This is a genomic window from Limnohabitans radicicola (genome assembly GCF_014837235.1).
Taxonomy (GTDB): domain Bacteria; phylum Pseudomonadota; class Gammaproteobacteria; order Burkholderiales; family Burkholderiaceae_C; genus Limnohabitans_A; species Limnohabitans_A radicicola.
Window position 1 is genome coordinate 497,615 of the sequence record NZ_JACYFT010000002.1, and the last position, 19,244, is coordinate 516,858.

Annotated in this window: 19 protein-coding genes and 1 riboswitch; of the genes, 11 read left to right on the top strand and 8 right to left on the bottom strand. The window is 64.2% G+C overall.

Features of this window, described 5'->3' with window-relative positions:
• Positions 1 to 25: 25 nt before the first annotated feature.
• Together IC609_RS10185 and IC609_RS10190 are read right to left on the bottom strand one after the other, a co-directional pair.
• A complete protein-coding gene (locus IC609_RS10185; RefSeq protein WP_191819387.1) occupies positions 26 to 349 on the bottom strand; it encodes a cell division protein ZapA in 324 nt (107 codons plus the stop codon).
• The gene (locus IC609_RS10190; RefSeq protein WP_191819388.1) at positions 346 to 576 is read right to left on the bottom strand and encodes a DUF904 domain-containing protein; all 231 of its coding nucleotides are present in this window, start codon (positions 574 to 576) and stop codon (positions 346 to 348) included. Before IC609_RS10190 ends, IC609_RS10185 begins: the two co-directional genes overlap by 4 nt.
• A 79-nt stretch (positions 577 to 655) precedes the next feature.
• Positions 656 to 903: riboswitch (cobalamin riboswitch) on the top strand.
• A 68-nt stretch (positions 904 to 971) separates the two neighbouring features.
• On the opposite strand from IC609_RS10190, the gene IC609_RS10195 reads away from it, so the two are divergent.
• From IC609_RS10195 to IC609_RS10230, 8 genes are all read left to right on the top strand, one after another.
• The gene (locus tag IC609_RS10195) at positions 972 to 2,834 is read left to right on the top strand and encodes a TonB-dependent receptor domain-containing protein (RefSeq protein WP_191819389.1); all 1,863 of its coding nucleotides are present in this window, start codon (positions 972 to 974) and stop codon (positions 2,832 to 2,834) included.
• Between the two features lie 19 nt (positions 2,835 to 2,853).
• A complete protein-coding gene (locus IC609_RS10200; RefSeq protein WP_191819390.1) occupies positions 2,854 to 3,657 on the top strand; it encodes a cobalamin-binding protein in 804 nt (267 codons plus the stop codon).
• Positions 3,650 to 4,543: an ABC transporter substrate-binding protein gene (locus tag IC609_RS10205; RefSeq protein WP_191819391.1), complete on the top strand. Its 894-nt coding sequence runs from the start codon at positions 3,650 to 3,652 to the stop codon at positions 4,541 to 4,543. The genes IC609_RS10200 and IC609_RS10205 overlap by 8 nt, the downstream gene beginning before the upstream one ends.
• Positions 4,540 to 5,544, top strand: coding sequence for a FecCD family ABC transporter permease (locus IC609_RS10210; protein WP_191819392.1), 1,005 nt, complete (start codon positions 4,540 to 4,542; stop codon positions 5,542 to 5,544). Before IC609_RS10205 ends, IC609_RS10210 begins: the two co-directional genes overlap by 4 nt.
• On the top strand, positions 5,541 to 6,314 hold the full coding sequence (locus IC609_RS10215) for an ABC transporter ATP-binding protein (RefSeq protein WP_191819393.1): 774 nt from the start codon (positions 5,541 to 5,543) through the stop codon (positions 6,312 to 6,314). Before IC609_RS10210 ends, IC609_RS10215 begins: the two co-directional genes overlap by 4 nt.
• Before the next feature lie 103 nt (positions 6,315 to 6,417).
• The gene (locus IC609_RS10220; protein ID WP_191819394.1) at positions 6,418 to 7,632 is read left to right on the top strand and encodes an efflux RND transporter periplasmic adaptor subunit; all 1,215 of its coding nucleotides are present in this window, start codon (positions 6,418 to 6,420) and stop codon (positions 7,630 to 7,632) included.
• 15 nt (positions 7,633 to 7,647) lie between these two features.
• Positions 7,648 to 8,880 carry an ABC transporter permease gene (locus IC609_RS10225; protein WP_225224109.1) on the top strand — a complete coding sequence of 411 codons (1,233 nt, stop codon included), beginning with the start codon at positions 7,648 to 7,650 and terminating at the stop codon, positions 8,878 to 8,880.
• Position 8,881: 1 nt separating this feature from the next.
• Complete coding sequence (locus IC609_RS10230) at positions 8,882 to 9,613, top strand: ABC transporter ATP-binding protein (RefSeq protein ID WP_225224110.1); 732 nt, start codon at positions 8,882 to 8,884, stop codon at positions 9,611 to 9,613.
• A gap of 11 nt (positions 9,614 to 9,624) precedes the next feature.
• Here the strand turns inward: IC609_RS10230 and IC609_RS10235 are convergent, their stop codons facing one another.
• Complete coding sequence (locus tag IC609_RS10235; protein WP_191819395.1) at positions 9,625 to 10,254, bottom strand: FABP family protein; 630 nt, start codon at positions 10,252 to 10,254, stop codon at positions 9,625 to 9,627.
• Positions 10,255 to 10,312: 58 nt separating this feature from the next.
• Here IC609_RS10235 and IC609_RS10240 point away from each other — a divergent pair, with 58 nt between their 5' ends.
• Both IC609_RS10240 and fumC read left to right on the top strand, forming a co-directional pair.
• Entirely contained in the window at positions 10,313 to 10,555 is a 243-nt protein-coding gene (locus tag IC609_RS10240) for a glutaredoxin family protein (RefSeq protein ID WP_191819396.1), read from the top strand.
• 195 nt (positions 10,556 to 10,750) lie between these two features.
• A complete protein-coding gene (gene fumC / locus IC609_RS10245) occupies positions 10,751 to 12,151 on the top strand; it encodes a class II fumarate hydratase (protein ID WP_191819397.1) in 1,401 nt (466 codons plus the stop codon).
• A gap of 3 nt (positions 12,152 to 12,154) precedes the next feature.
• On the opposite strand, the gene IC609_RS10250 is transcribed toward fumC, so the two are convergent.
• Positions 12,155 to 13,753, bottom strand: coding sequence for an RNB domain-containing ribonuclease (locus IC609_RS10250; protein ID WP_225224111.1), 1,599 nt, complete (start codon positions 13,751 to 13,753; stop codon positions 12,155 to 12,157).
• Between the two features lie 57 nt (positions 13,754 to 13,810).
• Here IC609_RS10250 and IC609_RS10255 point away from each other — a divergent pair, with 57 nt between their 5' ends.
• Complete coding sequence (locus IC609_RS10255) at positions 13,811 to 14,788, top strand: TauD/TfdA family dioxygenase (RefSeq protein WP_191819398.1); 978 nt, start codon at positions 13,811 to 13,813, stop codon at positions 14,786 to 14,788.
• Positions 14,789 to 14,808: 20 nt separating this feature from the next.
• Here the strand turns inward: IC609_RS10255 and IC609_RS10260 are convergent, their stop codons facing one another.
• From IC609_RS10260 to IC609_RS10275, 4 genes are read right to left on the bottom strand one after another with little or no spacing between them, the layout of a single operon-like run.
• Entirely contained in the window at positions 14,809 to 15,387 is a 579-nt protein-coding gene (locus IC609_RS10260) for a DUF2894 domain-containing protein (RefSeq protein WP_191819399.1), read from the bottom strand.
• Complete coding sequence (locus tag IC609_RS10265) at positions 15,384 to 16,025, bottom strand: OmpA family protein (RefSeq protein ID WP_191819400.1); 642 nt, start codon at positions 16,023 to 16,025, stop codon at positions 15,384 to 15,386. The genes IC609_RS10260 and IC609_RS10265 overlap by 4 nt, the downstream gene beginning before the upstream one ends.
• Positions 16,025 to 18,394, bottom strand: coding sequence for a DUF802 domain-containing protein (locus IC609_RS10270; RefSeq protein WP_225224112.1), 2,370 nt, complete (start codon positions 18,392 to 18,394; stop codon positions 16,025 to 16,027). The genes IC609_RS10265 and IC609_RS10270 overlap by 1 nt, the downstream gene beginning before the upstream one ends.
• A complete protein-coding gene (locus IC609_RS10275; RefSeq protein WP_191819401.1) occupies positions 18,391 to 19,164 on the bottom strand; it encodes a DUF3348 family protein in 774 nt (257 codons plus the stop codon). The genes IC609_RS10270 and IC609_RS10275 overlap by 4 nt, the downstream gene beginning before the upstream one ends.
• Between the last annotated feature and the right edge of the window lie 80 nt (positions 19,165 to 19,244).

Genomic DNA, 19,244 nt, shown 5'->3' on the forward strand with positions numbered 1-19,244 from the left:
AAGCCCGAAGCGCTGCAGGGCGCGTTCAGAGCAGCTGGCCGTCTTGCTTGAGGGTCTGGTCGAGTCGGCTCAGCAACTGGGCCAGGCGGTCCTGGTCGGGCACCTCGCCCGTGTGGCTGGTTGCAGGCGCAGCAGGTGCGGCAACGGCGTCACTCTGATCGAAAGCCAGGTTGAGTGCGGCCAGCACCGCAATGCGGTCACGCGCCTTGATCTTGCCTGCGTCGCGGATCTTGCACATGGCCAGGTCCACTTTGCCCACGGCCGCTTGCAGCTTGGCTTCGCCACCTTCGGGGCAGCCCAGCAAATAACTCTGGCCCATGATTTGGACTTCAATTTGTTTGGCGCTCATTCTGTGGCCTCAGGAGATGCAGGTGCTGTGGCCGTGGGCAGACGCTCAATGAGGGCATCGACTCGGGCGCGGGCAGCAGACAGCCGCGACTTGAGTTGGTCGCGTTCGTGGCTCAAGCTTTGCACTTGTTGCGCCAACAAGGCGTTGGTGCGTTGCAGTTCCTCGTGTCGAAGCAAGAGGTGCTCCACGCGTTCGGCGATCTGGTCAATGAGGTCGGATGAGGCCATGGCAAACGTTGGCTGATGGTGTGGTCACATTGTAGGGCCTGGCGTTGGACCCGCTGTAGGGTTGCTGACAGCTTGAGGGCTAGAATTCAAACCAGTTGGTGCTCGCGAAGCCGGTTCACGGCCCGCAGTTCAACGGGAAGCAGGAGGGGAGGCCGTCACGGTCCACCTAACCTGCGCTGCCCCCGCAACGGTAAGCAGACGAGCCCAGAGCGCAAGTTCAGGCTCCGCTTTCATCTCAAACCACTGGTCGCCCTGAAACAGGCGGTCGGGAAGGTGATGGAGGTTGCATCTGCCAGCCCGGATACCGGCCAACCAGGTGACCTGTCGCAAGACCGGTCGTGAAGCCCATGCACTGTCGGGGAAGGCGGTGAGGGCGTTTGACTTGTTTGTTTCTCATGAAAAACCGTTCTATTCGTGCGCGCGCTTTCGGCAAAGCTGTGCCTGCGCTCTCCCTTTTGTCCTTGGCGACCAGTGCCGCCCTGGCCCAGACGCCGCCTGCCCAGCTGGTGGTCACGGCCAGCCGCACAGAGCAAATCATCACCGATGTGCTGCCCCACACCACGGTGCTCGGGCGCGATGCCATCGAGCAGTCCCAACTGACCGATTTGTCCAGTTTGCTGGCCCGCGAGGCCGGATTCCAGTTCACCCAGAGCGGTGGTCGTGGCAGCCAGTCCACGGCCTTTCTGCGCGGCGCGGCCTCTTTGCAGGTCTTGGTGCTGGTCGATGGCGTGCCCATGACCAAGCAGGACACCACGGGCGCGGTGAGCCTGGAGCACATCGTGCTCGACCAGGTGGACCGCATCGAGATCGTGCGCGGCAATGTGTCGGCCATCCACGGCAGCGGTGCCGTGGGCGGCGTGATCCAGGTGTTCACCCGCCAGGGCCAGGCAGGCCACACGGGCTTCATGACGGCTGAAGCAGGTTCTTTGGGCACCTCACGGGTGAACCTGGGCACCCAGGGCAAGCACGGTGATTTGGGCTATGCCGTGTCGCTGGGCACCCTGTCGACCCGAGGCCTCAATGCAGCCAACCTGTCGCAAACCCTCAACGCCAACCCCGATGCCGATGGTTACCGCAACGACAACCACAGCGTGCACCTGAGCTACGACCTGGGGGCGGATCATAAAGTGGGCTTGCGCTCCACCCATTTCAATGGCCGTTTTGACTACGATGTGGCGGGTAGCTACGCCACACCGACCGATGTGCACAAGGGCACCACCCGCATCGACAACAACACCGTGTACTGGTTGGGCCAACTCAGCCCTGTCTGGTCCAGCCGCCTCAATTATTCGGAGGCCACCGAGCGCAACACCACCGCCACTGTGGGTGGCTACTCGTACACCACGCAGGCCGAGACGCGCACCCGCTTGATGTCGTGGACGCACCAGGTCAACTTGCCAGCCATGGTGCTGTCGGCAGGCGTGGACCACCAGACCCAAGGCATCGACGCGGGTATCGACGGCGTCACCGAATTGACCCGCCAGCGCAAGGCCAACGCGGTGTATGCCGGGCTGGTCTACAACCGTTCAGGCCACAGCGCCCAGTTCAACCTGCGCCACGACAGCGTGCAAGGTGTGGCATCCAAGGACTCGGTCTATCTGGGTTACGGCTATGAGCTCAACCCGCAGTGGAAACTGATTGCCAGCCATTCCACCGCCTTCAACGTGCCGCCGCTGGGGTACCTGTACGACCCGTACAGCGGCAACCCCAGTCTGCGCCCCGAGACCGCCACCACCCACGAAGTGGGGGTGCAGTGGGCCAGTGGGTCACAGCGACTGCGCTTGAGCCTGTTTGACACACGCACCAAGGACCTGTTGCTGTACGACATGAACACCTGGCAGTTCAGCAACGTGAGCAGCGTGAAGAACCAGGGTCTGGAAACCAGCTACAGCGGACGCATCCAGTCCACGGACCTGCGCGCCAGCTTGACCCTGCAAGACCCGGTGAATGAGGCCACCGGGCAGCCACTGATGCGCCGCCCCAAGACCCTGGCCTCGGCATCGGTATCGCAGGCGGTAGGTCTGCTGACCCTGGGCGGCAACGTGCGCTACACCGGTGGGCGATCCGACCTCAACGGCAACCCTGATCTGCCCAGCTACGTGTTGCTGGACCTGACGGCACGCTATGCTTTGACGCGCGACTGGACACTGTTTGGCCGCATTGAAAACGCGACCGACAGCCATTACCAGACGGCTTATGGCTACAACCAGCTGCCCCGAACCACGACGGTCGGTTTGAGCTGGAAATTCAAGTCTTGAGCACAGCCGGGTCTTGAGCATGCACGACTGGTTGCCCCAACGCATCGTTTGCCTCACCGAGGAGACCACGGAGTGGCTTTACCTGCTGGGGCAGGAAGAGCGCATTGTGGGCATCTCGGGCTACACGGTGCGCCCGCGCCGGGCCCGGGAGGAAAAGCCCAAGGTCAGCGCATTCCTGAGCGCCAAGATCGACAAGATCCTGGCGCTCCAGCCGGACTGCGTGTTCGGCTTTTCCGATCTGCAGGCCGACATTGCCGCTGCGCTGGTGCGTGCGGGCGTGCAGGTCACGGTGTTCAACCAGCGCAGTGTGGATGAGATTTTCTCGATGCTGTACCAGGTTGCGGCCATGGTGGGCCAAGCCGAGCAGGGGCAGCAAAAGCTCAGCGCCATGCTCACCGAGCTGGAGGCGATCCGGCAAAAGGCGGCCAGTTTCAAGCGCCGTCCCCGGGTGTATTTTGAGGAGTGGGACGAGCCCCACATCAGTGGCATCCGCTGGGTGTCGGAGCTCGTTGGCATCGCCGGGGGCGACGATGTGTTCCCCGAGCTGGCGGTGCAGGCCATGGGCAAGGACCGCATCATTGCCGACGCGCAGACCATCATCGACCGTGCGCCCGACATCGTGATCGGTTCGTGGTGTGGCAAGAAGTTCCGCCCCGAAAAAGTCGCGGCCCGTCCCGGCTGGCAATACGTGCCAGCGGTGCGCAACGGGCAAATTTTTGAAATCAAGTCGGCCGACATCCTGCAGCCTGGCCCGGCGGCACTGACCGATGGTGTGGCCCAGCTGCACCGCATCATGGCCCAGTGGGAGGCGCAGCATGCGTGACGCGCTGCAATGCCTCTGGCTGGCCTGCTGCGCCTGGCTGGGCACGGCGCAGGCCGCCACGGTGCTGGACGACCTCCGGCAACCGGTCCACATTGCCAAGGCGCCGCAGCGCATCGTGAGCCTCTTGCCCTCGCTGACCGAGACCGTTTGCACCCTGGGCGCTTGTCAGCGGCTGGTGGGGGTGGATCGCTATTCCAACTGGCCAGCCGCGGTGCGGTCTGTGCCGCGTGTGGGGGGCGGGCTGGATCCCAACATCGAAAGCATCGTCGCCTTGAAGCCCGATCTGGTGCTGGTGGCGGGCTCCACCCGGGGCGCCGACCGTTTGCAAGCCCTGGGCCTCACGGTGCTGCGCCTGGAGCCGCGCACCCATGCCGATGTGCAGCGCGTGCTGCAGGTGGTGGGGCAGGCTTTGCACGTGCCTGCCAACGACAGCGAGCGTGCCTGGCAAGGCATTCAGACGGGAGTGCAGACCGCTGTGCAATCGCTCTCCAAGCCCGCGCGCGGGCAGCGGGTGTATGTGGAGGTCAGCCCCACACCCCATGGCGCCAGTGAGGCGTCGTTCATTGGCGAAACGCTCACCCGCATGGGTGTGGCCAACATCCTGCCCGCAGCGCTGGGGCCATTTCCGCAGGTCAACCCCGAGTGGGTGGTGCGGGCCCAGCCCGACGTGATCATGGCGGGTGACAGCAGCCGCGCCAGCATGGTGCAGCGCCCGGGCTGGCCTGGCCTGCGCGCGATGCAAGGCCAACGCCTGTGCGTGTTCAGCGCCGAAGATGCCGACACCTTGGTGCGTGCCGGGCCGCGCATGGCCGAAGCCGCCCGGTTGATGGCCGCGTGCCTGAACCGCGCTGCAGGCCCAGCTACATCTCAAGGGGCAGTGCAATGAGCGATGTCTCACGCGCCCAGCACTGGACGGTGCTCTTGCTGGTGATCGGCATCGCCACCGTGCTGCTGGGCACCACGGCAGGCAGCCAAGGTTGGCAAGCCTGGTGGTGGGGCGGCATGGATGCGGTCTCGCAGCAGATCGTGGTGGACATTCGCCTGCCGCGCAGCCTGGGATCCTGGCTCGGTGGTGCGCTGCTGGGCCTGGCGGGAGCGGTGGCGCAGGGCTTGTTTCGCAATCCGCTGGCCGATCCGTATTTGCTGGGCAGCGCTTCGGGCGCGTCGCTTGGGGTGGGCACCTACCTGAGCCTTTTTGGCGGCAGTGCATGGGCCATGACGTGGTGGACGGGCTTGGGCCTGACCGGGGCGGCGTTTGTGGGGGCGGTGTTGGCCGTGTTCTTGACTTTGTTGCTGGCCCGTGGCGTGCAGCAGACCTTGCGCCTGCTCTTGGCGGGTGTGGTGGTCGGTGTGGTGCTGGGGGCGGTCACATCCATGGTGTCTTTGCTGCAGCCGCAGGTGCTGCAGGCCATGCAGGGTTTCATGCTGGGCTCCACCGCTTTGGTGAGCTGGAGCGCTTGCCTCACGCTGGCCGTGGTGCTGGCGGTGTGCCTGGTGCTGGCCTGGGTGTTTGCCCGCGTGCTGGACGCCTTGACGCTGGGCGAAGCCACCGCGCAAAGCCTGGGCGTGCCGCTGCGCTCGGCCCGCCTGGTGCTGGTGGGCGTGTTGTCGCTGGCCACGGGCGCGGCGGTGGCGCACATCGGGCTGGTGGCTTTTGTGGGCCTGGCTGCGCCGCATCTGGTGCGCTCTCTGTTGCGCACCACCCATGCCCGCAGTGTGCTGCTGGCCGCGCTCATGGGCGGGGCTTTGCTCGCGCTGGCCGATGTGATGGCTCGCGTGCTGTTTGCGCCGCAGGAACTGCCCGTCGGGGTGCTGACCGCGGTGATCGGGGGGGGCTACCTGCTGTGGCGGGTGTACCGGGGCTCCGGTGCAGGAGGGGCGCGATGACGGCGGCCTTGCAAACCGTGCAATTGCAGGTGCAACTCGGCGGGTATTCGGTTCTGAGAGGCATTGACTTGCAGATCCAGCCTGGCCGCTGGACCTGTGTGGTCGGCCCCAATGGGGCGGGCAAATCCACCTTGCTCAAGGCTTTGGCGGGTTTGTTGCCGCACAGTGGGCAGGTGCTTTGGCAAGGCCAGCCGCTGGGCACCCTGTCCGGTCGCGAGCGGGCGCTGCAGTTGTCGTGGTTGGGGCAAGGGGAATCCACCACGCTGGATTTGCGCGTTTGGGACGTGGTCATGCTCGGGCGCCTCCCTCACCAGGGCTGGCTGGGTTCGCCCACCGAGCGGGATGCAAAGATGGTCGAAGCCGCCTTGAAGGCCACCCAGGCCTGGGTCTGGCGCGAACGCACGCTGGGCGAGTTGTCGGGCGGCGAGCGCCAGCGCGTGCTGCTGGCCCGGGCCATGGCGGGCAACGCCCCGGTGATGCTGATGGACGAGCCACTGGCCAACCTGGACCCGCCGCACCAGGTGGATTGGCTGGAGCAGGTGCACTGCCTGCGGGCCCAGGGCACCACGGTCGTGAGTGTGCTGCATGAGATCGGCATGGCGCTGCACGCCGACGAGGTCCTCGTCATGGATCAGGGGCAGGTCATCCACCACGGCGCTTGCAGCGATCTGGCCAGCCATGCGGCCATTGAGGCGGTGTTTGGCCACCGTATCCGCATCCACGCGCTGAACGGTCAGTGGGTCGTCTTGCCCTGTACCGCAGGCTCATGAGCGCTGGCGCACCATGGCGCCTGAAAATGATCTGGATCAAGGCCGATGGCCCAAGCACACGGTCCAATGAAGACCCATGGTTTGGATGCCGGGGAGGGCATGCATGGTTGTTTGGCAAAGTTCCCGCAGAAGGTGGCTGATCGCCGCTGGGCTGCTGGTCGTTGGACTGGCCGTTGGGGTCTGGCTTTGGCCTGCGCCGTCGGTGCCTGTGCTGGTGTTGGAACCCCGTGAACTGGTGCACAGCGTGGTGGCCACCGCCACGGTACAGACCCAGCACCGTGCGAATTTGGGCGTTCAGATCGCTGGCAAGGTCCTGGCCGTTCAGGTGGTGGAAGGTGAGCGGATAGGACGGGGTCAGATCCTGCTGCGTCTGGATGACGTCGAACTGCGCTCGGCCCTGGCCGCAGCCGAGTTGGGCGTGCAACAGGCCGAATTCAAATTGCGCCAATGGCGTGAGGTGCAAGCCCCGAGTGCCCGCGCGAGCGATCAGCAAGCCCGTGCCAATCTGCTGCAGGCCGTGGCCCAGTTCGAGCGGCAACGCGCCCTGTTCCAGCAGGGTTTTACAGGCCAAGCGGCGTTGGACGAGGCCACACGGGCCATGGAGGTCGCGCAGGCCCTGGCCCGCAGTGCGCAGGCCCAAAGCCAGGCCCATGCAGAGCATGGGCTGGAGCAGCAATTGGCGCAAAGTGCGCTGGTGCTGGCGCGTGCCAATGCCGATGCGGCCAGGGCGCGTCTGTCCTACACCGCATTGCTGGCCCCTTTCGATGGTGTGGTGGTGAGCCGCAATGTGGAGCCTGGCGACACAGTGCAACCGGGCAAGACACTGCTCCTGCTCGCACCGCAAGGGGTGACGGAGCTGGTGGCCCAGATCGATGAGCGCAACCTGTCCTGGCTGCGCGTGGGTCAGCCCGCGGTGGCCTCGGCCGATGCCTTTGCCAGGCAGCGATTCGCAGCGGAGGTCAGCACCATTGCTCCAGGGGTAGACGCCCAGCGCGGCTCGGTGCAGGTCAAGCTGCGTGTGCCGTCACCGCCCGACTACCTGCGCCAGGACATGACCGTGTCGGTGGAGATCGAAGTGGGGCGGCAGGACGGGGCCTTGGCCGTGCCGCTGGAGGCGGTGCATGATGCCGAATCTGCCCAGCCCTGGGTGTGGCGGATCACCGCTGACTCACGGCTGGAACGGGCTCCTGTCACCCTGGGCTTGCGCAGCGGGGCCTGGGTGCAGTTGAGTGCAGGGGTGGCGGTTGCAGACCGTGTGCTGTCGACCTCAGGCGCAGGCCTGAAAGCCGGACAGCGTGTGCGGCCCCGACAGCCTTGATGGGGGACGTTGCCGATGATGCTGAGCCGTCTTCAGCCGTTCGAGTGGATCGTCGCCTCGCGTTTCTTGCGCGAGGGGCGCCTGCAAAGTCTGTTCATCATGGTGGGGGTGGCCATTGGCGTGGCGGTGATCGTGTTCATGTCGGCTTTGATGCAAGGCCTGCAGTCCAATCTGGTCAAACGCGTGCTGACGGCGCAGCCCCACATCCAGGTCTTGCCGCCCAAAGAATCGGTGCGCGTGCAGCACACCCAAGACGGCGCCGTGCACATCGATCAGGTACAGGCACCTTTGCAGCGGCTGAAATCCATCGACCAGTGGCAGGCTGTACTCAGCTTGGTACGGGCCATGCCCGAGGTGCGTGTGGCGTCGCCTGCGGTCAGTGGCTCCACGTTCATCATGCGCGGGGCCGCCAGCAGGGCGCTGAGTTTGACGGCGGTGGACTTGTCGCTGTACCAGAAGATCGTCAACCTGAGCGAGAAAATCGTGGCTGGACGTGCACGGCTGGACCCGGGGGATATCCTGATCGGCACCGAACTGGCCGCCGACCTGGGGGTGGGTGTCGGCGACAAATTGCTGGTGCAGTCGCCCACCGGGAGCAGCAACTACTTTGTGATCGCAGGCGTTCTGGACCTGGGCAACAAAGGGGCCAATCAGCGCAACGGCTATGTGGGCTTGCACAGCGGCCAGAGTCTGCTGGGTTATCCGGGCGGTGTCACCAGCATCGACATCACGGTGCACGACGTCTATGCGGCCGAAGTGGTGGCCCAGCGCATCCAGGCGCACACCCACCTGCAAGCCGACAGCTGGATCAAGACCAACGCGCAGTTCTTCAGCGCCATCCACTCCCAAAGCCTGGCCAATGCCGCCATCCGTTTTTTTGTCGGTTTGTCGGTGGCGTTTGGCATTGCCAGTGTGCTGGTCGTGTCGGTCGTGCAGCGCTCCAAGGAGATCGGCATTTTGCGCGCCATGGGAATTTCGCGTGGTCAGGTCATGCGGGTCTTTTTACTGCAAGGCGGTTTGCTGGGCCTAGGGGGCGCGGTGGTGGGGTGCGCTCTGGGGTCAGTGGCGCTCAAGTTGTGGCTGCAAATGGTCCGCACGCCTGACGGCAGTCCCATGTTCGTGGTGTCCATCAACGCCTTGTTACTGACCGAAGCGCTGATGCTGGCCACCATCACGGGCCTGCTGGCGGCGCTGGCGCCTGCCTTGCGAGCCGCACGGCTTGACCCTGTGGTCGCCATCCGGGGGTGACATGGCCGAGATCCTCATGCACCCCGCGCAGCCCGAACTGGACCCCACTGCGAAACCGCCTGTGGTGGAACTCGTCCAAGTGCACAAATCTTTCAATGTCGGTGAGCCCACAGAGGTCGAGGTGTTGCATGGCATCGACCTGGTGCTGCGCTCCGGGGAGTTTGTGGCGGTGATGGGGCCATCGGGCTCTGGCAAGAGCACGCTGCTCAACATCGTGGGCTTGCTGGACCGACCGACGCAAGGGCAATTGAAAATCAATGGGATTGAAACCACTACATTGGCCGACCATGCATTGACCCAACTGCGTGGCCGCAGCATTGGCTTCGTGTTTCAGTACCACCACCTGATCGGGGCTTTCAGCACTCTGGAGAACGTGATGCTGCCCATGGTGGGCCTGCAAGGCTACCCGACGTCTGCCATCGAAAAACGCGCACTGGAACTCATTGACAGCGTCGGCTTGTTACAGTGGCGCGATACACCCGCCACGCGATTGTCCGGTGGCCAACAGCAGCGCGTGGCCGTGGCACGGGCCCTCATCATGCAGCCCACCTTGCTGCTGGCCGATGAACCCACGGGCAACCTGGACACCAAGAGCGCCGATGCCGTGTTTGAGCTGTTCCGCCAGGTCAACCGCGCGCATGGCACCGCGGTGCTGTTGGTGACCCACAACCCGTTGCTCGCGGGCCGCTGTGACCGCACCATCCAGGTCATTGACGGGATGGTGCCGCGCTGAGTCTGGACCACTCAGCGTGCCAGCGGGTTGGGCGTGGGGGCGGCCACACGTTGCAGCAGGTTGCGGTCGGTGTGGTGAAAGAGTTCGTCTTGGCCCTGAATTTTGAGCACGGTATCTTCTTCGTAGCCCCAGGTGCCGTTGTCATGGATGGTGACCTTGATCCGGAACTCCACGGTTTTGAAGGCGTGGTCCAGAAAGGGGGCCGAGCGGATGCCGAAATGCGGGTCCACATGCGTGGCCACCAGCTCGAAGGTCTTGGCGTCTGGCGCTGCCTGGCCGTGGGCCATCACCACCATGCCGCGCGGGATGGTCAGCGTGTGCAAAACAGTGCTTGTGGCCGGCTCCCACAGCCAATAGCCCACTTGGTCGTGGTAGGTTTTCACTTGCTCTGGCTTGGTCACGTGCGTGTGGTAACGCAGGCCATACAGCAGTTGGGGGCCATTGGTTTGCGGGTCAATGGGCTGCAACTCGATGTGTTCCATGTAGGCTTGCTTTTTGGGGCCTTCGGCCTTGGGTTTGACGTCCAGCCCGCGCTGGCCCTCCCAGATGCCTGCCATGGCCGCGAGCGGCCCCAGATTGCGTAAGGTGTGCACATCGATTTCGCGCGGTTCGGTGTAGATGTCTTTAGGGAAATTGCCCATGAACGACCTCCGGATGTTTTGACAGAATCCTAACGCCAAGACCGCTAAACTCTCACCCATGCAACTCAAAATCGTCGTTTATTCCAAGTCCGCCTGCCCGCAGTGCGAGTCCGCCAAGATGGTGCTCAAAACGAAGTCGCTTGAATTTGAAGAAATCAAGATCGACGGCGAAGCCGAGCGCATGGCGTTTTACGAGAAATGCGGTCCCTCGGTGCGTCAGATGCCCCAGATTTTCATCAACGACCAGCGCGTGGGTGGTCTCGCGGGTTTGCAGGCGGCGCTGGCGCAGCTGGGGCACTGATCTTTTTGGACGCGGCGGCGGCCAGGACCGACCGCCGTGCTTGCCAGTCCGTGTGCTGACGGACAGATGGGGTGTGACGGCTGACCCATGATGGGGCCCAAAGCGGCGCCATTCATCTTCGGGGGGCCATGTCCAAAGTCCTGGTTCTTGACGCTGTTGTGGTGATCGGTCCGCCAACAAGCCGGAGCATCGCGCATGCCCACCACCCGTGAGGAATTCGATGCGCTGGGGGCGGTCCAGGTCGACGCCCAACGCCTGTGGGGTGCACAGACACAGCGTGCCTTGGTGCATTTCGATATTTCCACCGAACGCATGCCTGTGGCGCTGATCCATGCCCTGGCGTCGGTCAAGCGGGCGTGTGCCCAGGTCAACGGCGATCTGGGGCTGTTGCCCGCACAGAAAGTGCGCGCCATCGTGGCGGCGGCCGAAGAAGTCATGGCTGGGCGACACGAAGCAGAGTTCCCCTTGTCCGTCTGGCAGACGGGCTCGGGGACCCAGACCCACATGAACATGAATGAGGTGCTGGCCAACCGGGCCTCGGAGTACCTGGGCGGCCCGCGTGGTCAGGGACGTCTGGTGCACCCCCATGACGAAGTGAACCTGGGGCAATCGTCCAACGATGTTTTTCCGACGGCCATGCACCTGGCGGCCGCTTTGGGCCTGTCGACCCAGCTGTTGCCAGCGCTGGACCGTTTGCATGCGAGTTTGCAGGAGCGTTCGCAGGCGTTTGCCGCTTACCTCAAACTGGGGCGAACCCATCTGCAAGACGCCACACCGATCACGCTGGGCCAGGAGTTTTCGGGCTATGTGGCCCAGCTGGCCCAAGCCCGCTTGCGTCTGCAGACGGCGATGGACGGGTTGTACCCTTTGGCCATTGGGGGCACGGCGGTCGGCACGGGATTGAACACCCATCCTCAATTCGGTCAGCGCGTCGCCGCTGAACTCGCCCGGGTGTACGCCATGCCGTTTGAAAGCGCCGACAACAAATTTGCTGCCCTGGCCGCACACGATGCCCTGGTGGCCGTGCATGGCCAGCTCAAGACGCTGGCGGTGGCGCTCACCAAGATCGCCAACGACATCCGCTGGCTCGCCTCGGGGCCGCGCTCCGGGCTGGGAGAGATCCGGCTGCCCGACAACGAGCCGGGCAGCTCCATCATGCCGGGCAAGGTCAACCCCACGCAGTGCGAAGCTTTGACCATGCTGTGCGCACAGGTGATGGGCAACGATGTGGCCATCGGCATTGGCGCCGCCTCGGGGCATTTCGAGCTCAACGTCTACAAACCCTTGCTGGCCCACAACCTGCTGCAGAGCATCCGTCTGCTGGGCGACGGCATGGGCAGTTTTGAGCGGTACTGCGTGCGGGGCGTTGAGGCGCAGCCTTTAAAAATGCGCGAACACCTGCAGCGTTCGCTGATGCTGGTCACCGCACTGGTGCCGCACATCGGCCATGACCGGGCCGCACAGGTGGCCAGGCTGGCCTTGGACAACAACACGTCACTGACCGAGGCTGCGCTTTCGCTGGGGTGCGCAACGCAGGCCCAGCTCGATCGGTGGCTCGACCCATCGGCCATGCTTGGCCCGCAGGCCACTCAATGAGGTTCAGCGCAAGCAGACGAAATCGATGAAACCGCGTTCGACCGAGGTGGACACCAGTTTCACCTGCAGGGTTTGCCCGACTTTCAGTGGGGGCAGTACCCCGGTGAGTCGGCCCTCGGCGGGTGGCTCAAAAATGCGCACCCATGTGCCCTGATCGCTGATGCCCGTGACCACACCGCTGAAACGCTGGCCTATGCGCGAATGCAGCAGCAATGCGGCTTCCGACTTGCGCACTTGCCGCTCAATCTTCTGGGCGGCATCTTCTTGCGCGGTGCAATGGCTCGCCAGTTCGGTCAGTTCATGAACACTGTAAGGCCGCTTGGTGCCGGTCAGCACGGACTTGATCAAGCGTTGCGTGATCAGGTCCGGGTAGCGCCGATTGGGGGCGGTGGAGTGCAGGTAATCGCGCACGGCCAAGCCGAAATGGCCAATGGGGCTGTGGCCAGGGCGTTCCACTGCGTATTCCCCTGAACCCATCAGTTTCACAATCACCAGCGACAGGTCCGGGAAACGCAGGGGGTCTTTTTGGTGCTGTTTGGCCAGAAAGCTTTCGAGGGCTTGGCCATCGGGCTCAAGGGGCAGGTAGCTGCCGTGCTCTTTGGCCACGTCGACGATGCGCAGCCAGCGCTCGGGGGAGCGCACCACCCGCCGCAGCGAAGCGCAGCCGTGCTCGGCGAGAAACCGCGCTGTGCAGCCATTGGTGGCGATCATGAATTCCTCGATCAACTGGCGGGCACGGTTTTGGTCTTGCTGCTGGATGTCGGTGATCTTGTCGCCGTCAAACAGGGCTTTGGGCTGGAAGGTTTCGAACTCCAGCGCGCCTTGCGCCCGGCGCAAAACACGCAGTTTTTGCGCCAATTCGTCTTGCAGGCGCAGCTGCTTGTCCATGCCCTTGACCCGACGCGCCGCTTCAGGCAACTCGCCCAAGTTCTCGATCCAGGCCGAGACCGCGTCGTAAGCCAGCTGCGCCTTGTTGCGCACCAAAGCCCGGTAAATCGCCGACTCCAGCAGCACACCATCCTCGCTGAAAGCCATCTCGACCACCATGGCGATGCGGTCTTGGTCCTGGTTGAGCGACGTCCAGTCGGTGCACAAGTGCTCAGGCAGCATCGGGAAAGTCAAAGCCGAGGTGTAGACCGAGGTGGTGTTCTGGTGTGCATGCGCGTCGATCGGTGTGCCCTTTTTCACCAGCGCATCGACATAGGCAATGGCCACGTAGACCCTGATTCGTTTCTGGTGCAGGGGCTCTATGGCGCTCAACTGGTCCAGATCGCGCGAGTCGTCGTTGTCGATCGAGCACCAGGGCAGATCGGTGAGATCGCGGATGGCTTCATCGTCCTCGACCGCCGGGCCTTGGAGGCTGGCCACTTGCCGCTGCACCGCTTCAGAGAACTCGGGTGCGAGACCGCGGCTGAACATGGCCCAGGTGGCGATGGTCGAGAGGTCGGCTCGGTGGTTAGACAGGATGTGGTGCATGCGGACTCCTGGCAAGGCTGTCCCATTGTGCGCCTGCCACAGGCCCTGACCGTTCGCAAAGTCCCAGAAAGCGGCGCTGGCATGGTTGGCAAAGGCCGACGCAAAGCCCGCTAAACTTTCATGCATCCTGCGCGATGCTGCCGATGCAGCCCTGTGCGCCGTTGAATTTTTCAAGGAAACGCCATGAGCCTGATCCTCAAGCAAGCCATCACCGGACCCGCCGCCTGGAAGGGCGCTGACATGGCGGGCGATACCTCGTGGCTGCACCACTTGTCACCCGAAGTGATCGCCACACTGGACGCGGCCTTGGCCCACGTCAAGGCCAAAGGGCTGACGTTTCCGAATTTCAGCCGCGAAGACTTTCCGATGGGCGACTGGGCGCAGGCCCTGGTGGCGTACAGCGACGAGCTGGAAAACGGCCGGGGCTTTCTGGTGCTGCGTGGCCTGCCTGTGGCGCGCTACAGCGAAGAAGACATCCAGATCCTGTACTACGGCATTGGCCTGCACATGGGCATGCCTGTACGGCAAAACCCCAAGGGCGACCTGCTGGGTGTGGTCATGAACGTGGGCGATGTGACGAAAAAAACCACCCGCGTCTACGAAACCAATCTGTATTTGCCTTACCACTCGGACCCGTCGGATGTGGTGGGGCTTTTGTGTCTGCGCAAGGCCAAGCAGGGCGGGCTGAGTTCGCTGGTGAGTGTGGCGGCGATTTACAACGAGATCCTGCTGCACCACCCCGAGTACCTGGGCCTGTATTACCGCACCTGGTATTTCTCGCACTTGTGCGAAGACCTGCCCAGCCTCTCGCCCATTTTCAGCCACCACGAGGGCAAGCTCAGCTGCCGTTACCTGCGCCAGTACATCGAACTGGGCCATGAAATCCGCAGCTTGCCGCTGTCCAAGGTCGAAATCGAAGCACTCGATTTGTTTGACGAGATCATGCACCGCGAAGACTTCCGTCTGAGCATGATGCTGGAGCCCGGTGACCTGCAGTTTGCCAACAACTACGCCGTGCTGCACTCGCGCAATGAATTTGAAGACCACGGCGTGCACGAGCTGAACCGCAAGATGCTGCGCCTGTGGGTCAAGATGCCCAATGCGCGGACTTTGGCACCCGAGTTTCCGGGGCGCAACGGCTTTCCTGCACCTGTGGCCTGAGCTGAGCGCTCAGGGACACTTCATTTGGGCGATTTGGCCCCGGCCTTTTTGGCGGGTGCCTTGCCCTTGTCGGCCTCGTCCAGGCACAGCAGCGTGTCCACATGCACCATGAAGCGGTTGAGGTAATCGGGGGAGATGCCGCGCATCAGCCCCAGTGAGCGCAGCACCAGCATGTGGGAGTTGATCGGCCCGGCGTTTTGCGGCGCTTGGGCGATGGCCTGGGTGACCTGCTTTTGCACGCTGATCTGGCTCAGCTGCTGGCGAAACTGCTGGATGCGGGGATTCTCCGAACGCCAGGCGTTGCTGATGGGGTGGGTATCGCTCTGGTCCTGCGCTTTGAGCTCTTGCAGCAAGGTGGCCAAGGGTGACGATGCGCTGCTGGCTTTGGCGGTCTGGGTGGCTTGTGCCGCTGCTTTCATGCGCTGGTGCAGGTTGTCCAGGCTTTGCTGCAGTTTGCGGGTCAGCAGCGCTTGCGCCGCACCGGACTGCGTCTGGGTGCGGCCAGCCAGCGTCTCGATGTAGTGCCAGCCCACGGCGTCAAAACGTGGAGCACCCGCTGCCCGCAGGGCGTCCAGGGTGCTCAGCACATCGGGGTTCATGGCTTGGCGGCGGCGGTGTTGGCCGCTTTGGGCACAGGGGCCATTTCCACGCGGCGGTTTTGAGCGCGGGCTTTTTCGTTGGTGTTCGCCACCAAGGGCTGCTCCTGGCCAAAGGCGGCGGCAAACAGCATCGAAGACGGCATGCCTTCTTCGATCAGGGTGCGCGTCACCGTCAGTGCCCGTTGGGCCGACAGCTCCCAGTTGTCGGCGAACTGGCGGTTGCGGCTTTTGATGGTCTGGTCGTCGGTGAAGCCGCTGACCATCAGGATTTCTTCGCGCGACTGCAGATAGCTGCGCAGCGGCAGCACCAGGCTCTTGAGCAGTTGGCGGCCTTGGGGCTCGAGCTTGTCGGAGTTCAGCTCAAACAGCAGTTTGCCGCTGATGCCGATGCGGCCGTTGTTCAGGGTGATGCGGCCACTGGCCAGCGGAATGGCCAGGGCCTGCTCCAGCGAGAGGCGCTTTTGCTCTTCCACCTGGCGCTTTTGCACCTCGTCTTCGAGTTTGGAGGCCATCTCCAGCTGCGTGGCCATGACGCCCACCAGCAAGAGCACAAAGGCCCCCAGCAGACCGGTCATCAGGTCGGCAAACGAGATCCAGGTCGGCGCGGAGGACTCGACGTCGGCGTCGTGGTCAAGCATCAGGCTGTTCCCTCAGACTGGCGCTGTTGCAGGGCTTCGAGCACGTCTTTCTGGCTGTGGATGCTCAGGTCGATGATCTCGCGGGCCTGGGCCACGTAATAGGCCAGTTGTTCGTCGCTGCGCGTCATCGACTGGTTGATCGCTGCCTCGATGCGCTGCAGGTTGCCCATGAGCTTGTCGTTGGTGTCGCTGAACGAGCGCACCGCAAACGCGAAGGTCTCGCCCAGGCTGGCCACGTCCACCGCGCTGGCGGTGACCTGCGCGGCGATGTCGCCCAGCTTGCTGGTCTCGGCGGCCACATGGTCGTGGAATTGGCTGCTGGCCTCGGCCAGCGAGGCCTGGCTCGACGTCACCAGCGCGTCGATCACGCCGCGTTGTTCGGTGGATGCGTGGTTGATCGCGTCGAGCAGTGTGCTGAGCGTGCCCAAGATGCGGGTGCGCTCTTCCAGCAAGGCGTTGTCCCGCGCCACGCTGACCGAAATCTCCTGGCGCAGCTGGCCAATGACTTCGGCCGCGGCCTTGGGCGCTTCGGAGGCGGTTTCGATCAGGCGGGTGATCGGGTCTTCAAGTGCCGTGCCCAGCGTGGTCAGGTGGGTGGTCACCGCGTTTTGCAGCTCGGCCAGGCGCGCCACGGCGGCGTCGCCGCGTTCGGTTTCCTGGTCGCGCAGGGCCGACAGTTCTTCGCGCAGCACTGCGGCCAGCTCCTGGGCGCGCTGCTGGTGCGCTGCAGCCCACTGCGCTTCGGAGGCGATGCGCTCGCGCATCAGCGCTTCGCTGCTGGCCATCAGGCGCGTGACTTCGGCCAGGGTCTGGGTGGCCTGGGTTTGGGTGTGGGTGGTGATCTCCTGCGCCGTGCGGCTCAGGGTGTCGCAAATGGCCTGTTGCTGTGCCAGCGTCTGCGCGCCTGCGCTTTGCCATTGCTGGCCGAGGCTGGCGGCAGTGGCTTCGAGCGAGGCCTTCCAGGCATCCAGGCGAGCTTGGTCAGCGGCAGCCCGTTCATCGTGCAGCTGGGTGATGTTGGCCAGCGTCTGGCTGGCGTGGCTTTGGGCGTGGGTCTGAATGGCCTGGGCGGTTTCGCCCAGTGCATCGCAAATGGCTTGCTGCTGCGCCAGGGTCTGCGTGCCCGTGGTCTGCATCTGGCTGTGGAGTGCTGAGGCCGACTGCTCCAGCGAGGCTTGCCAGGCCTGCAGGCGCTGCTGGTCGGCGCTGCTTTGCAGGGCCAGCTGTTGCGCTTGTGCGGCGCTGACCTGCTCAACCAGGCCTTGGGCGCTGCGCTCGAAATTCTGGCTGAAGGCGTCCAGCGTCTGGCCAACGCGTTCGGTCATGCGGGCGCTGGCCAGTTCGTGGCGGCTGAGCGTGTCGGCGCTGGTCTGCGCCAGGGCAGCGGCAGTGTTCGCCATCTGGGTGTTGAGTTCGCCCAGTTGCTGCTGGGTGTTCAGCAGGAGGCGCTCGTTCATGCTTTGGGCCTGCTCGGCCAACTGCGCCATGGTCGCTTGCACCACTGGGCGAATGCCGTCGCTGGCCGCCTGCATGCTCTGGCTCAGGCTGGTGCGCAGCGACTGGTCCACCGATTGCGCGAGGCCCGTGTAAGCGGCGCGCACTTCCTGGTGGAAGCTTTGCTGGTGGGCCATCAGCTGGTCCCCGAGCTGCTGGCTGGTCTGGGCCATCTGCGCCATCATGGCCTGCAACTGGCTCACCACCTGCGGCAAGGCTTGCGACTGCTGCTGCAGGGCCTTGAAGGTTTCCTGCCGCTGGTGGGCGAGCGAGAAGCTGCGCAGGCTGCTGGCGATCTGGCCGTCCAGTTGTTGGGCCACCTGTGCGCGCTCGCGCCTGGCCAGGCTGCTCATGAGGCCCAGCATGGCCGAGGTGGCGACACCCGCTACCGAGGTGCCAAACGCCAGCCCCAGACCCTTGATGGGTTCAGAGAACGCCGCACGGATGCCGGCAATGTTGTTGCTGCCTTCGAGCGCAAAGACCGCGCCGTTGAGCGTGACCACCATGCCCAGGAAAGTGCCCAGCATGCCCAGCATGACCAAGAGGCCGACCAGGTAAGGCGTCAGCGCCGGGGCGGGCAGGCCTGTGCGCTCACCCTCCACACGCTGGCGCACCGGGTTTTGCAGCGCGGCAGGCACTTGGCTCAGCCAGTCGCTCAGGCTCTCCAGCCCCTGTGGCACCTGGTTCAGCGCCTGCGACAAGCCCTGGGTGGCTGCGCGGTATTGGCGCAACTCCAGTGCACCAAAGACATAGACCGCGCCGATCAAGACGGTCATCACCAGGACGAGGTAATGGCTGCCTGCTACAGAGGCGGCGACCCACAGGACGGCCAGGGCACCGAGCCCGAAGGCGGTTTCAAAGGAATAGCGTTTCATTGTTCTTGTGCGTTTTGGGCGTGGAAGGCTTCGACCAGACCGAGCGTGGGTTGCAAACGTGCATCCAGCTCGGCCAGCAAGGCGGTGCGCATGGCCTGGCGGATCGGCATCAGCCAGGCCAGGGGTTTGTCATGCGCTGGAGCCGCCTCGTCGGTGTGTTGTTTGAGGTGTTGCTTGAGGCCCTGGGCAAAGCGTTTTTCCAGCAGTCTGGAGACTTTGCCCAGCAGCATCGCTTCGCGCTCGCTCAGGATGTTCTCGAAAGCGGCGTCGAGCGTGGCCAGTTGCTGCAAGGCAGGGGTGCTTTTGGCCAGCTGCGAGCGGACCTGTGCGCGCAAGGTGCGCACCACGCTTTCCATCTGCCGCTGGTGGGCGGCCTGAAAGCGGCGGTAAGGTTCGAAGGCGGTCTTGGGCTCGATGGGCTCGTCCAGTTCGGCCGGGGGCATGTCGATGCGGGTGAGGCCTGAGCCGGGCGGCGCGCCTTGCAGGATGGATTGCTCCAGCGATGCCCGCACCCGGGTGACGTGCTGCCGCAAGGCGTCGGGCGTCAGAGCGGGCGTCCGTGCTGGCGTGTGCGAGGGCGTTGCGGCCTGTGCCGGGTGGTCGGGGTTCAGCACCCCGTGCAAGGCAATGGCCTGGCGAAAGTCCAGCCAGTCGCCCAGCCTTTGCCCCACATCTTCCGTGCGTGGCGCAGCATCGAGCAGGGCGTTTTCACTCAGAAAACGCACCAGTCTGGAGCTGTGGATGTGGGCGCGCGGCAGGGCTCGCGTCATGAGCAAATGGGCTTGGACTTGAATATGCGGGTCAGCCGGACAAAGGGCGCTGAGCGCTCGTGTCCAAAAGGGGCTGCTCC

Bases quoted from the DNA above. Each gene is read 5' to 3' on its own strand.
- IC609_RS10260 (WP_191819399.1), bottom strand. From the start codon at position 15,387: ATGAACCCCGATGTGCTGAGCACCCTGGACGCCCTGCGGGCAGCGGGT.
- IC609_RS10205 (WP_191819391.1), top strand. From the start codon at position 3,650: ATGCGTGACGCGCTGCAATGCCTCTGGCTGGCCTGCTGCGCCTGGCTG.
- IC609_RS10270 (WP_225224112.1), bottom strand. From the start codon at position 18,394: ATGAAACGCTATTCCTTTGAAACCGCCTTCGGGCTCGGTGCCCTGGCC.
- IC609_RS10225 (WP_225224109.1), top strand. From the start codon at position 7,648: ATGATGCTGAGCCGTCTTCAGCCGTTCGAGTGGATCGTCGCCTCGCGT.
- IC609_RS10235 (WP_191819395.1), bottom strand. From the start codon at position 10,254: ATGGGCAATTTCCCTAAAGACATCTACACCGAACCGCGCGAAATCGAT.
- IC609_RS10240 (WP_191819396.1), top strand. From the start codon at position 10,313: ATGCAACTCAAAATCGTCGTTTATTCCAAGTCCGCCTGCCCGCAGTGC.
- IC609_RS10230 (WP_225224110.1), top strand. From the start codon at position 8,882: ATGGCCGAGATCCTCATGCACCCCGCGCAGCCCGAACTGGACCCCACT.
- IC609_RS10195 (WP_191819389.1), top strand. From the start codon at position 972: ATGAAAAACCGTTCTATTCGTGCGCGCGCTTTCGGCAAAGCTGTGCCT.
- IC609_RS10215 (WP_191819393.1), top strand. From the start codon at position 5,541: ATGACGGCGGCCTTGCAAACCGTGCAATTGCAGGTGCAACTCGGCGGG.
- IC609_RS10255 (WP_191819398.1), top strand. From the start codon at position 13,811: ATGAGCCTGATCCTCAAGCAAGCCATCACCGGACCCGCCGCCTGGAAG.
- IC609_RS10185 (WP_191819387.1), bottom strand. From the start codon at position 349: ATGAGCGCCAAACAAATTGAAGTCCAAATCATGGGCCAGAGTTATTTG.
- IC609_RS10210 (WP_191819392.1), top strand. From the start codon at position 4,540: ATGAGCGATGTCTCACGCGCCCAGCACTGGACGGTGCTCTTGCTGGTG.
- fumC (WP_191819397.1), top strand. From the start codon at position 10,751: ATGCCCACCACCCGTGAGGAATTCGATGCGCTGGGGGCGGTCCAGGTC.
- IC609_RS10265 (WP_191819400.1), bottom strand. From the start codon at position 16,025: ATGCTTGACCACGACGCCGACGTCGAGTCCTCCGCGCCGACCTGGATC.
- IC609_RS10190 (WP_191819388.1), bottom strand. From the start codon at position 576: ATGGCCTCATCCGACCTCATTGACCAGATCGCCGAACGCGTGGAGCAC.
- IC609_RS10275 (WP_191819401.1), bottom strand. From the start codon at position 19,164: ATGACGCGAGCCCTGCCGCGCGCCCACATCCACAGCTCCAGACTGGTG.
- IC609_RS10220 (WP_191819394.1), top strand. From the start codon at position 6,418: ATGGTTGTTTGGCAAAGTTCCCGCAGAAGGTGGCTGATCGCCGCTGGG.
- IC609_RS10250 (WP_225224111.1), bottom strand. From the start codon at position 13,753: ATGCATGAAAGTTTAGCGGGCTTTGCGTCGGCCTTTGCCAACCATGCC.
- IC609_RS10200 (WP_191819390.1), top strand. From the start codon at position 2,854: ATGCACGACTGGTTGCCCCAACGCATCGTTTGCCTCACCGAGGAGACC.